The sequence below is a fragment of the Bacillus sp. PS108 genome (genome assembly GCF_037963335.1).
Taxonomy (GTDB): Bacteria; Bacillota; Bacilli; order Bacillales; family Bacillaceae; genus Bacillus; species Bacillus subtilis.
The window spans coordinates 1151379-1163364 of sequence record NZ_CP150155.1 but is presented as its reverse complement, the minus strand read 5'-3'; the positions used below and the strand labels follow the sequence as shown (position 1 = coordinate 1163364).

General features: G+C 45.8%; 13 protein-coding genes. 2 read left to right on the top strand and 11 right to left on the bottom strand.

What is annotated here, in order from left to right; all coding sequences use genetic code 11:
• The first annotated feature begins 2 nt into the window (after positions 1 to 2).
• On the top strand, positions 3 to 242 hold the full coding sequence (gene yjzB / locus NSQ16_RS05990; RefSeq protein WP_003232972.1) for a spore coat protein YjzB: 240 nt from the start codon (positions 3 to 5) through the stop codon (positions 240 to 242).
• A gap of 29 nt (positions 243 to 271) precedes the next feature.
• On the opposite strand, the gene comZ is transcribed toward yjzB, so the two are convergent.
• From comZ to NSQ16_RS05970, 4 genes are all read right to left on the bottom strand, one after another.
• The gene (gene comZ, locus NSQ16_RS05985; protein WP_003224559.1) at positions 272 to 463 is read right to left on the bottom strand and encodes a ComG operon transcriptional repressor ComZ; all 192 of its coding nucleotides are present in this window, start codon (positions 461 to 463) and stop codon (positions 272 to 274) included.
• Positions 464 to 477: 14 nt separating this feature from the next.
• Positions 478 to 1431: a transcriptional regulator Med gene (med, locus tag NSQ16_RS05980; protein WP_014476425.1), complete on the bottom strand. Its 954-nt coding sequence runs from the start codon at positions 1429 to 1431 to the stop codon at positions 478 to 480.
• Positions 1432 to 1520: 89 nt separating this feature from the next.
• Positions 1521 to 2078 carry a hypothetical protein gene (locus NSQ16_RS05975; RefSeq protein ID WP_014479435.1) on the bottom strand — a complete coding sequence of 186 codons (558 nt, stop codon included), beginning with the start codon at positions 2076 to 2078 and terminating at the stop codon, positions 1521 to 1523.
• Positions 2079 to 2159: 81 nt separating this feature from the next.
• A complete protein-coding gene (locus tag NSQ16_RS05970; protein WP_033883595.1) occupies positions 2160 to 2894 on the bottom strand; it encodes a hypothetical protein in 735 nt (244 codons plus the stop codon).
• Between the two features lie 248 nt (positions 2895 to 3142).
• Between NSQ16_RS05970 and NSQ16_RS05965 the strand changes: the two genes are divergently transcribed.
• Positions 3143 to 3328: a DUF2929 domain-containing protein gene (locus NSQ16_RS05965; protein ID WP_003245236.1), complete on the top strand. Its 186-nt coding sequence runs from the start codon at positions 3143 to 3145 to the stop codon at positions 3326 to 3328.
• 45 nt (positions 3329 to 3373) lie between these two features.
• Here NSQ16_RS05965 and NSQ16_RS05960 read toward each other — a convergent pair whose 3' ends face one another.
• The 7 genes from NSQ16_RS05960 to argJ form a co-directional block, all read right to left on the bottom strand.
• Entirely contained in the window at positions 3374 to 3553 is a 180-nt protein-coding gene (locus tag NSQ16_RS05960; protein ID WP_003245356.1) for a YjzC family protein, read from the bottom strand.
• An 85-nt stretch (positions 3554 to 3638) separates the two neighbouring features.
• Positions 3639 to 4598, bottom strand: coding sequence for an ornithine carbamoyltransferase (gene argF, locus NSQ16_RS05955; protein WP_327837727.1), 960 nt, complete (start codon positions 4596 to 4598; stop codon positions 3639 to 3641).
• Positions 4586 to 7678, bottom strand: a complete 3093-nt coding sequence (locus NSQ16_RS05950; protein WP_339232609.1) for a carbamoyl phosphate synthase large subunit — start codon at positions 7676 to 7678, stop codon at positions 4586 to 4588. The genes argF and NSQ16_RS05950 overlap by 13 nt, the downstream gene beginning before the upstream one ends.
• Positions 7671 to 8732, bottom strand: a complete 1062-nt coding sequence (locus tag NSQ16_RS05945; protein ID WP_230488454.1) for a carbamoyl phosphate synthase small subunit — start codon at positions 8730 to 8732, stop codon at positions 7671 to 7673. The genes NSQ16_RS05950 and NSQ16_RS05945 overlap by 8 nt, the downstream gene beginning before the upstream one ends.
• A 70-nt stretch (positions 8733 to 8802) precedes the next feature.
• A complete protein-coding gene (locus NSQ16_RS05940) occupies positions 8803 to 9960 on the bottom strand; it encodes an acetylornithine transaminase (protein WP_230488453.1) in 1158 nt (385 codons plus the stop codon).
• Positions 9957 to 10733: an acetylglutamate kinase gene (argB, locus tag NSQ16_RS05935; RefSeq protein ID WP_003232987.1), complete on the bottom strand. Its 777-nt coding sequence runs from the start codon at positions 10731 to 10733 to the stop codon at positions 9957 to 9959. The genes NSQ16_RS05940 and argB overlap by 4 nt, the downstream gene beginning before the upstream one ends.
• A 14-nt stretch (positions 10734 to 10747) precedes the next feature.
• The gene (argJ, locus tag NSQ16_RS05930; RefSeq protein ID WP_003232989.1) at positions 10748 to 11968 is read right to left on the bottom strand and encodes a bifunctional ornithine acetyltransferase/N-acetylglutamate synthase; all 1221 of its coding nucleotides are present in this window, start codon (positions 11966 to 11968) and stop codon (positions 10748 to 10750) included.
• Positions 11969 to 11986 lie beyond the last annotated feature (18 nt).

Below are 11986 nucleotides of genomic sequence, written 5' to 3'. Positions count from 1 at the left end.
GTATGCAGTTGGATGTGTTTTCAAGAATGATGTTCGGCGATGCAGCAAAACCAACAGAAGAGAAGGAGGAGGAACAGCAAGAGGAAGTTTCTCAGGTTTCTCAGACAAACGACGAAGAGACGATTAATTACATGCATATTATGGACCAAATCGGTTCAATTATGAACTCTCTTGATCAAATCAAGCCCGCTTTAAAGGAGCTTGCGCCCATGCTCTCCGCTATTAAAAAGAAAATCATGTGAAAAGCCACTTTCAAAAAAGTGGCTTCTTCTTATTCTGTTTCAGATTTAGCGTCAGACTTGCCAAGCTCATAAGCTTCCGCCATTACCGTTGTAAATAGATTCATAAACGGCTGGATGGCCTCCATTGAGAGCTCAATGCCTGATTTCTCAAGCTGTTCTTTCGCTTCAGGGAGATATTTCATGGCAATTTGCAAGAATTCAAGTGATTTTTCGTGCTGCATGTGACGTCACTCCATTATTCGTTTTTTGGCAGCTCGCCTGTTTTGTTGTATGTTTTGATCAGCTTGGCGATTCTTTGCTGAAAGTCTTTGTCGACGAGCGGGCTGAATGTTCCCATCTCAACGACTCCCGTATTCAGGTCGTAGTAATGATCGCCGCCCTCAAGGGTGCCTTTATTAAATTGTTCAGCAATGATTTCATAGGCCTTGTCCACATTTTGCACCGTGCTGGTTAATACGGTATTCTCGCCCAAATCCGATTGATCTGTGACGTAGCCAATGGCATAAAGACCGTCTTTTTTGATTTGCTGAATAACAGGAACATTATACCCGTCTCCGGCGGGATACACAACATCCGCGCCTTCGTTCTTCATTTTCTGATAAAGCTTTACTGCTGTTGTATCATCATCCCAATGATCCGTATATTTCGTATTTACCTCTATATCCGGATTTTCATACTTGGCCCCTTTGATAAAACCGTCAACCTCAGGCTGCCACGTAAAGGAAGCAATTACACCGACCTGATTCGTTTTCGACATATGGGCAGCAGTCATTCCTCCAAAAAAGCCCATTGCTTCCCCGCTAAAATGGACACTCGTTACATTATCAGCTTTCGCTTTCGCATTGGAAATGACGAATTCCATATCTGGATAATCTTCGCCGACCAAGTTAAACACCTCAGCATATTCACTCCCATGGCCGTAGAGCAGATTGACGCCCCTCTTATGAAAATCCTCAATCGCATTTATGATATCTTCTTCTGTTTTAACGCCTTCTTTATAATAGACGTCCACATTGTATTTGGATTGTATATTCAGTAATCCTTTATACCCTTTTGTGCCCCATACGAGGTCATTAATCGTATCAGGAAAGAGCATGCCGACCTTCTCAATTTTTCCTTTGAACGGAGTTTGTCCACATCCACTCAATAAAAGGAGGACAGAAAAGATCATGACAAGCCTTGTGATCAAGTCATGTTCAACTCCTTTTGACAAGCTATAACATGTTTATTTTTATACGTTTATTGTATCTAGAAAACTCGAAACATGGAAGGTTTTTCTTAATATTTGTCGAAAATTGATGAAAATTGTCTTTTCCACTCGATAATTTTTGTTTTTGCTTCTTCTTTTGAGGTTTTTTCTGTGACTTGCAATTCAAAAAGCTGATCTTTGCTATGACGGCTTGGTTCTAACAGGAATCTCAGCAACTCGTCAGCGACGTCATTTGTATAATAGCCGTCTTCCTCTGTTTCTTCTTTCCATGGCCCATACATTTTCGGCAGGATCACGGTTTTTTCCGAGCCTGTTTTTTCACGTTTTTCCCATTCTTTTCGGTCTTCTTCATATACTAAAATATAAGGAGAATCACATTGGTCTAAAGGCAAAAAACTTCCGAACTGGATACAAATTGTATCATAATTTTGGTCTCCAATGTGTTCAAGCTGGCGAAAGAGTTCATTTCTCCCAAGCCACATGAGTCTTTCTTCTAAGTACATTTGTCTCATTTTATCTTCTGTTTCCGCCAGAACAACGTCAACATGTATGCCTTCATCCATCATTCGCTCACATAATGAAAGGCCGAAAAATTCGTCCGCACCTACAATCAGCGTTGATTCCATTGCATCTGCCGCCCTTCCGGTTTTTCATTTCCCAAAACAAAACAGCCTCCGCAAAAGAGAAGGCTGTTGTCATTATATTCTCTATAATTCTTTTTCATGACTGTGAAAGAATTTGCAAATTGATGCATAAATTCTGCTTGGATGCTCAAATAAATGAAATGTCATGTCGACCGGTGAGCCTTGCTTTTGCTGTTTTTCCTTGAAAACTTCTGCATGTACACTGTAGGGATATGGAGATCCGGTCATACGCTGCCATATATGAACCGGTACGCCGCTCGGGTAGCTTTGAATTGTTTTATAACGAAGCGCTTCCGCTTCTTTTTCAGAAATTCCGTAGCTTTTCGATACTTCTTTCAAAAATTGTTTATAGAAAAATTTATTTTCTTTTTCCGATTCATAATGTGCCTGAAGATCGAGACAAGGATTCAACATTGCGGCTGAGCGGATATGATCCGGGGAAAAACGAAGCAGTTCATCGGCCACGAGAGCACCCATGCCTTCTGCTAAAATATGAATCTTCGGATTGAGGATTTCCTGCTTCAGCACAGAATGTATCAGCTGTTTGGCATAGGTGACTGCTTTTTCCGCCCCCCAATGCCTTCCGAACAGATTGCTGTTAAAAAGAGTGTATCCTTCATTCATCAACATGCTCAGAAGCTGATTTCTGCCATAATGCTGCTGCCAAAAGCTTGAATCATGTCCGACAAAGTGGGTTCTGTCCCCCAAGATAAAGATGCCGAAGCCGTTCGGGCGATAGGGCAGATGAATGACATTATGCTCCGTTCCCAGTTGAAAGTATCTTTCCGTTATTCCCATCGCTTGCCCGCCTCCTTTCACACTTCATCTCACGCTATCTTATGTAAATAGAAAAGAAACGAATAAGGTAAAGTCCTAGCCTTTTACATTTTTGGCTATTATACTGATTGACGTTTTATATTTTACCATTAAAGTGTGACGAATCAGACTCTTTTGTCACCTCACTTTCTGCTAAAATTGGATTCCCCCTTCGCTTTTTGTATGGTATGATAACTTTTAGAATAGAATGAGAAGGACGAGGTGGAAACGTGCGATATATTATTGCCTTTATTTGGACGTTCCTTTTATCACATATGGCATGCTACTTGGTTGCAAGCATGAACAGCGTTACGTATAATTTCAAAACATCATCTGTCATTGCTGTTGTACTGTATGTCTTAATCATGGTTTTAGCAGAAATCATGCCTATGAACAAAAATGCAAGCCAGCATTAAAAAGCCAAAAACCCAAAACATTTATTGTTTTGGGTTTTTTAGTGGTCACGGCTTTCTTTTGTAGGTCCACAGCCGGTTGTGGTTTGATGTTTCGGGAAACATTTCCCCTGCTGACAGATGGACCTTTTGAGGGTTTTTAACCATGCTCCCTGTCTCGCCGATTTCTACGTAGACACCGTTATTAGGCGCTTTCTGTCCGGGCCGGAATTGGTGCTGCTGTCCCACTGTTTTTCCTCCTTTTCCTTTTTGCTGTAGTATGCGCCTAAGCGGCTGTGAATATGTTGCCATCAAAAAAACTGCTGAGTTTGGCTCAGCAGTTTTTTGATGATTCCCCTTTATATAAAATAGCCTTCAGCAGTGCTTTTTGCACATGAAGACGGTTTTCCGCCTGCTGGAACACTGCAGAGTTCAGCCCGTCAATAATCTCCGCAGTCACTTCTTCCTCACGATGCGCAGGGAGACAATGTAAAAATGTATAGTCAGGCTTGGCATGGCTGACCAGCGACGCATTCACCTGATAAGGCGCAAAGACAGCAAGACGTTCTTGCTCTTCCGCTTCCTGCCCCATGCTTGTAAACACATCAGAATAAATCACGTCCGCGTCTTTTACAGCTTCAATCGGATCATCTGTCAGCGTGATAGAAGAGCCGGATTGAAGTGCGTATGTTTTTGCCGCTTCAGCTGCTTCATCTAACACTTCATATCCCTTTGGCGAAGCGATCGAGATATCACAGCCCATTTTCGCGCAGCCGATCATCAAGGAGTGCGCCACGTTATTTCCGTCACCGATGTATGCGACTTTTACGCCTTTAAGCTTCCCTTTTATCTCCTTAATCGTCAAGAGATCCGCCAGCGCCTGGCATGGGTGGTATTTATCGGTAAGTCCATTGATCACCGGAATGTCAGCTTCTTTGGCAAGTTCCTCCACCTTTTCATGTTCAAAGGTCCGGATCATGATGGCATCCACATAGCCTGACAGCACTTTTGCCGTATCAGCGACAGTCTCACCGCGCCCCAGCTGCAGATCTTTCTGGCTTAGAAAGAGGGCGTTCCCGCCCAGCTGCGCCATGCCCGCTTCAAATGAAACACGGGTCCGCGTTGATGATTTTTCAAAAATCATCGCCAAGGTTTTGCCATGGAATATAGGCTGAATTTTGTTTTGTTTCAGCTCACCGGCTTCTGCGAGCAAGACGTTTATATCCTCTTCACTAAGGTCCTTTAACGTCAATAAATCTTTTCCGTATAAACTGGTTTGCGTCACTGTGTGCATGATGCCACTTCCTTTTTATAGAGGTCTTTGAGAGATACAGGCTGCGGATGGCCAGAACCGCTTTGTAAAAACGCCCGCACAGTTTCTTCTTCTGTAAAGATGGGGATGCCGTGCGTCATGGCTTCCAAACGTTCTTTGCGTGCTTCTTCAGAACCGCTCAGATTGATGTGGAGCGATTTTCCTTCCTGTTCCATCCATGAGGCAAATGTTCCTTCATGTATTGTAAAACCTTCGTTTTCTGCTAACTCCTTCACATCTTCCGGAACGTTTTGCAAATAAATGCTGCCTTTTTGACTCCAGACTCTTGTATAGATTTTTTTCAAGGCACTGTTAGCATCATATGCGACACACATGCCTTCTCCCGTTGATTTCATTTCCGGCCCAAGCTTGACATCCACATCCTGGATCGCATGAGAAGAAAAAACAGGGAACTTCACGGCAACTCCATGATGATTTTGAACTTCCGGATTTAGATCTTTTAAGGACGCTCCCGCTAGCAGTCGTGTGGCGAGCGGAATCATCGGAACGCCCATTACTTTGCTGACGACAGGAACCGTGCGGCTCGCTCTCGGATTCACTTCAAGAACAAGTATGTTTCCATTGTCGATCACAAATTGAATGTTCATGATGCCTTTAAATGAAAGTTTTCGGGCAATTTTTTGTGCCGCATCTTTCATGCCCTGCTGTAGCCCGCTCGTGATGGACGGCCCGGGAAGAATGGCAAAGCTGTCCCCTGAATGGACACCCGCCCGTTCAATATGCTCGGTATATGTCGGGATAAAGACATCCTCGCCGTCGGAAATCAAATCAATTTCGACTTCCTTTCCAGACACATACTGATCAATCAAAATCGGGTATGGCATGCTGTCCTCATCATTCAGCAGCTGAGAAAGCTGGGCTTGCGAGTCAACAATGATCATGCCCATTCCGCCGATAACGTAAGATGGGCGGATTAACACCGGATAGCCGATCTCACTCGCTTTTGAAGCGGCTTCTTCTTTTGTATAAGCAATTTCTCCTTTTGCGTGCTTCAATCCCAGCTCGTCAAGAAGCTGATAAAATTGATCCCGATCCTCTAACACGTCGAGCGTTTGAAATGATGTGCCAAGAAGAGTAATGCCGGCTTTTTCGAGCGCTTCAGCAGCATTGATTGCAGTTTGGCCGCCGAATTGCACAATTGCAAAATCAATATTTTCCTGCTCCGCCACGTTTACAATATGCTCCGTTGTCATCGGTTCAAAATACAGGCGATCCGCAATTTCATAATCGGTGCTGACCGTTTCTGGGTTATTGTTAATCATGATGGTTTCGAACCCAAGCTCTTGCAGTGTCAGCACGCCGTGAACGGCACTGTAATCAAATTCAACGCCTTGGCCGATCCGAATCGGTCCTGATCCGATAATGAGCGCGCGTTTTTTCTCTTTGCGGCTGATGTCTCCATCGGTTTCTCCGAAATATGTGGAGTAAAAATAGTTTGTTTTCGCATCAAACTCTGCCGCGCATGTATCTACGATTTTAAAGGAAGGCGTAATGCCCATCTCCTTGCGAAACGCGCGCACCTCTTCTTCTGTTTTGCCGATCAGCGAGGCAATCGTTGCGTCTGAGAATCCCTTTTCCTTTGCTTTCTTCAATAATTCAAAAGAGAGATCACTCCCTGCTTCCATCAGGCGGTTTTCCAATTTGATGATGTTGTCAAAGGTATGAAGGAAAAACGGATCAATTTTTGTTTTTTCATGGATGTCATCAATCGAGACGCTGCGGCTCAACAGCTCCATGACAACGAAAAATCTGCGGTCATCCGGAGTGATTGCCAAATCCCATAGCGTATCAATTGACAACCCGCTGAGCTCTGGAAGGTGTGTCCCGATATTTTTTAATTCAAGCGACGCGGCTGCCTTTTGTATCGCTGCTTCTAAATTCCGTTCAATCGCCATCACTTCACCGGTGGCTTTCATTTTTGTGCCAAGCTTGCGGTCTGCGTTTTTGAATTTATCAAACGGCCAGCGCGGAAATTTGACGATCACATAGTCCAGTGCCGGTTCAAAGCTTGCGTAAGTCGACCCTGTGAGCGGATTTTTCAGCTCGTCAAGGGTGTATCCGACTGCCAGTTTCGCGGCCATCTTCGCAATCGGATAACCGGTCGCTTTAGACGCGAGAGCCGATGACCGGCTTACACGCGGATTCACTTCAATGACGTAATATTGCTTGCTGAATGGATCAAGCGCGAATTGAATGTTGCAGCCGCCTACAACATCAAGTGCTGAGATGATCGTCAGACTTGCTGTCCGCAGCATTTGATAGTCTTCGTCTGTCAATGTTTGTGACGGCGCCACAACAATAGAGTCACCTGTATGCACGCCGACCGGATCGATATTTTCCATATTGCAGACGGTAATGCATGTGTTATTGCTGTCACGCATGACTTCATATTCAATTTCTTTAAAGCCGGCAATGCTTTTTTCGACAAGGCATTGATTGATCGGGCTTGCTAATAGCGCCTGCTTAATCATAGCTGTAAAGGCTTCTTTATCAGGGGCGATTCCTCCGCCCTTTCCGCCTAATGTGTAAGCTGGTCTGATAATAACAGGAAAACCGATGGATTCCGCAAAATGGAGGGCATCGGCCTCGTTATCAACAATTTCACTCTCCGGCACGGGCTGTTTTAATTCATTCATTAACGAACGGAATTTTTCCCGGTCTTCTCCTTTTTGTATCGTGTCAACGGATGTGCCGAGAAGTTTGACGCCGTGCTCTTTTAAAACACCCGTTTCTTCAAGCTCCACCGCTAAATTCAACGCGGTCTGACCGCCTAAATTGGCAAGAAGCCCATCAGGCCGTTCTTTCTTAATGATGGCTGTCAGGCTTTCTGCTGTCAGAGGCTCAAAATAAATTTCATCAGCGAAGGCTTCATCAGTCATAATTGTCGCCGGATTGCTGTTGACGAGAATGACCCGGTAGCCCTCCTCCTTCAGCGCGATGCACCCTTGAGTGCCAGAATAATCAAATTCTGCCGCCTGCCCGATGATGATCGGGCCTGAGCCGATTACTAATATGCTTGAAATACTGGTGTCTTTAGGCATGCGCGATTTCTCTCCTTGCTGGTATCACATTCTTTAGATAATCATCAAAAATCCATTCGCTTTCCGCAGGTCCGGGATGGGCTTCCGGGTGGAATTGAACACTTATGACAGGCAGTTTTTTATGGGCAAGCCCTTCAACTGACGTATCATTGACATGATGAAACCTGATCGTGAGCTCTTCTTCATTAATCGACTGTTCATCAACCACATAGCTGTGGTTTTGGCTTGTCATAAAGACCCGTTTCGTCTCACGGTCAATGACCGGATGATTAGCTCCCCTGTGCCCGAATGGCAGCTTAAAAGTATTCCCTCCAAACGCGAGCGCGATCAGCTGATGTCCGAGACAAATGCCTAGAGTCGGAAAGCGGCTGATGATGCTTTTGATCTTTCCTAAATATGGCTGAATGGCTTTCGGATCTCCAGGTCCGTTCGATAGCACAATGCCATCGGGTTTGATGTTGTATACGGCCTCCATTTGCTTGTATGGCACCACAGTGACCTTGCAGCCCCGTTTGACAAGTGATGATGCGATTGACTTTTTATAGCCAAAATCAATGAGAGCGATATGTTTATTCCCGTCGCCGAATGTGCTGATTTCCTGGGCTGAAGCCTGCTCTGCCACATTCTCGGGTTGAAGGGCCATCTCAGCTCCTTCTTTAGAGGCTGTGACTGTTGCACCCATCGTCCCGTTTGCCCGAATTTTCTTCACGACAGCCCTCGTATCGACATGGGTTAACAGCGGAATGTTCCATTTCTGTAAATACTCCTTGAGGCTGTATACCGCTTCATAATGAGAAAAGTGATCACACGCCTCATAGACAACCGCTGCTTTTACTTGCGGTTTCTTGCTTTCAAAATCCTTTTCATTTATGCCGTAGTTGCCAATCAGCGGGTAGGTAAATACAATAATCTGTCCCTTATACGATGGATCTGTCAGCACTTCCTGGTAGCCTGTCATTCCTGTGAAAAAAACAGCTTCTCCCGTACAGTTTTCATGACCGTCCAGCTCGCCGCTGAACGATGTCCCATCTTCTAACACTAAATAACCTTCCATCTAACAGCCCACCTCTTGATGAATAATTAATTATAAAAATGAATTTTTATGCCTTTATATCGAAAAAAAATCACTGGTTTACAGCGGAATGATGAGGGATTGCCTGTTTCAGCTTGCTGACGGCTTCTGCTATTTCATCCTTAGTCACGGTGAGCGGCGGCAGCAGCCGAATCACGTTCGGGCCGGCCGGCAATACAAGCAAGCCTAATGTCTGCAATTCAGCAATAATGTCAGCAACCGGGCCATCACACTCAATTCCAAGCATTAATCCTTTACCTCGGATTTGTTTAACAAAAGGGCTCTTTAGCTCTGCCTCAAGCTGTTCTTTTAAAAACGCCCCTTTGTCAGCAGCCTCTTGCAAAAAATCAGGCTGGAATACAATTTGCAATGTGGCATTCACAGCAGCCATCGCCAGCATGTTTCCTCCGAAAGTCGTTCCGTGAGAACCAAGGGTAAACGCTTCTCCAAGCTGTTTTTTTCCGATGACAGCGCCGACCGGAAAGCCGTTTCCCAATCCTTTGGCGACTGTGATGATATCCGGTGAGAGTCCGAAGTGCTCATATGCGAAGCCTTTTCCCGTCCGTCCGATGCCGGTCTGGATTTCATCAATGATGAGAAGGGCTTGCTTTTCCTTGCAAAACGACTGTACGGCTGATAAAAATTCAGCACTCGCCGGATTGACTCCTCCTTCTCCCTGCACTGTTTCAAGCATCACCGCGGCAATATCGCCTTCCTCCCCAAGAGCTTTAAAAGCAGAAGGATCATTGTATGGCAGGTAGTGAAAGCCTCCAAGCATCGGGCCGAAGCCTGTTTTGATTTTATCCTGTCCGGTCGCAGCCATCCCTGCATACGTGCGGCCATGGAACGACTGAAGAAAAGTGATGATTTTTGTTTTTCCAGTTGCTTTTCTGGCAAGCTTTATCGCACCTTCATTCGCCTCCGCGCCGCTGTTGCAGAAAAAGACAAGATCTCCCGCACTATGCGCTGCCAGCTTCTGCGCCGCTTGCTCTTGGAGACTGTTTTGAAACAGGTTGGATACGTGCCATACGCTGTCAAGCTGTTTTTTGACTGCCTCTGTCACCGCTTCATGGCAGTGTCCTAGATTTGATACCGCAATCCCCTGAATGAAATCAAGGTACGTTTTGCCGTTTTGATCCTCAACGTACGTTCCCTTTGCTTTTTTGATGTCAATATCCCAACGGCCGTAGGTTTGAAACAAGCTGCTCATGAAACAGCCTCCTTTGCTTTGACAATTTTTGTCCCTTGAAAGGTTTGTTCTGCGAAGAATGATCCTTTACCGTTTACGATCATGACTTCAGACACCTGATCTGATAAAGCTGACAAGGCTGAATTGACCTTCGGGATCATCCCTCCTGTGATCACTTCCTGCTTGATCAGCATCTGAATCTCCTTAGGGGTCAGGACGTCCAGACGCTGCTTTTCCTTCATGATTCCATCGACATCCGTGACGAACATCAGCTTATCGGCTTCAAGCGCTCCGGCGACTGCTGAAGCAGCCAGATCAGCATTTACATTCAGCGTTTTGCAGTCGCTTGTCATAGACAGCGGCGCAATAACGGGGATGATGCCATTTTCCATCAGCGCGTTCACCATGGACGCATCGACTTTTTTGATTTCTCCCACTTCTCCGTATGTTTCCGGATCTAGATAATCAGCCTCCAAAAGACCGCCATCCTTACCAGAAATGCCCGCGGCTCGCAGTCCGTGTTTGGCAAGCTCAGCAACGAAAAATTTATTGACAGAACCGGATAAAACCATTTCCGCCACTTCCAGCACCGGCTTCGTTGTTTTCCTCTGTCCGCCCGAAAACTCTGTCTTGATATTTAACCGTTTCAGCATATTTGTGATTTCCGGTCCCCCGCCATGTACGATTGCCAGCTTCCAGCCTGACGCCCTCAGCTCTTTCAGATTTTGATAAAATTCTTCCGACAGCTCACGGATGACGCTTCCCCCGCATTTAAAAACGATTGTTTTCTTCATTTCGCTCCCCTTTATTACGTGCGATAGCTCGCGTTAATTTTGATATAGTCATAGGTCAGGTCACAGCCCCACGCTCTCCCGTTTCCGTCCCCTTCAGCCATCTTGATGACAATGGTGATTTCATCTCCTTCAAGGTATTCCTTGGCGATAGATTCAGAGAATGGCTGAGGTTCGTTATTCTTAAACAGGCATTGGCCGCCAAGATAAACCTCTACTTCTTCTGCCGTCACCTGTGCTGCGGAGTGTCCGATGGCTCCGATGATCCGCCCCCAGTTGGCATCTGTTCCGTATACTGCCGTTTTTACAAGATTTGAGCCGACAATCTTTTTGGCAATGACGTTTGCATCAAGATTGTTTTTCGCTCCCTGTACTTGGGCTTCAATTAGTTTTGTCGCGCCTTCTCCGTCTCTGGCAATCTCTTTAGCTAGATCCTCACAAGTGAGCAAGAGCGCTTTTTTAAAGACCGGCCAGTCTGGATGGTCTTCTGTCAGGCACTCGTTTTCGGCGCAGCCATTCGCCATAACTAATACCATGTCGTTCGTGGATGTTTCTCCGTCAACTGTGATTTGGTTAAATGAAACGTCAGTGATTTCCCGAAGCGCCTTTTGCAGCGCTTTTTCTTCGATTGCCGCGTCAGTTGTCACAAATCCCAGCATCGTGGCCATGTTCGGGTGTATCATCCCAGAGCCTTTGGCCGCTCCGCCGATCGTGACTGTTTTGCCGCCGATTGCCAGTTCATAGCACGTCTGCTTGATCACCGTATCAGTTGTTAAAATCGCTTCCTCAAAATCGCCTGATCCCGCAGGTGTTTCTTTCAGCAGTTCGATCCCCGCGTGGATTTTTTCCATGTCTAAATGCTCGCCGATGACACCCGTTGATGAAACAGCGACAAGCTCCGGCTCAATGCCAAGCTGTGAAGCAAAGCTCTCCCGCATTGTGTATGCGTCCTTTAAGCCCTGTTCTCCCGTGCAGGCGTTGGCAATGGCGCTGTTGACGATGACGGCTTTCAGTGTCGGTCCGTGCTTTAAGCTGTCTTGTGTCACTTTGATCGGAGCAGCCTGAAAGTGGCTTTGGGTATAAACTGCTGCACTCACGGCCGGTGTCTCGCTGATAATGACGCCGAGGTCTTTTTTCGAGTAGCGCAGTCCGCAATGCACACCCTTTGCCTGAAACCCTTTTGGCGAGGATACATCACCTGTTACTTTTACAATTTGATCTTCACTTAACTGAATCATGGTTCGATTCTCTCCCGT

Excerpts from the sequence above, each read along its gene's own strand:
- yjzB (WP_003232972.1), top strand. The coding sequence starts at position 3 with ATGCAGTTGGATGTGTTTTCAAGAATGATGTTCGGCGATGCAGCAAAA.
- comZ (WP_003224559.1), bottom strand. The coding sequence starts at position 463 with ATGCAGCACGAAAAATCACTTGAATTCTTGCAAATTGCCATGAAATAT.
- NSQ16_RS05975 (WP_014479435.1), bottom strand. The coding sequence starts at position 2,078 with ATGGAATCAACGCTGATTGTAGGTGCGGACGAATTTTTCGGCCTTTCA.
- NSQ16_RS05970 (WP_033883595.1), bottom strand. The coding sequence starts at position 2,894 with ATGGGAATAACGGAAAGATACTTTCAACTGGGAACGGAGCATAATGTC.
- argF (WP_327837727.1), bottom strand. The coding sequence starts at position 4,598 with ATGCACACAGTGACGCAAACCAGTTTATACGGAAAAGATTTATTGACG.
- NSQ16_RS05950 (WP_339232609.1), bottom strand. The coding sequence starts at position 7,678 with ATGCCTAAAGACACCAGTATTTCAAGCATATTAGTAATCGGCTCAGGC.
- NSQ16_RS05945 (WP_230488454.1), bottom strand. The coding sequence starts at position 8,732 with ATGGAAGGTTATTTAGTGTTAGAAGATGGGACATCGTTCAGCGGCGAG.
- NSQ16_RS05940 (WP_230488453.1), bottom strand. The coding sequence starts at position 9,960 with ATGAGCAGCTTGTTTCAAACCTACGGCCGTTGGGATATTGACATCAAA.
- argB (WP_003232987.1), bottom strand. The coding sequence starts at position 10,733 with ATGAAGAAAACAATCGTTTTTAAATGCGGGGGAAGCGTCATCCGTGAG.
- argJ (WP_003232989.1), bottom strand. The coding sequence starts at position 11,968 with ATGATTCAGTTAAGTGAAGATCAAATTGTAAAAGTAACAGGTGATGTA.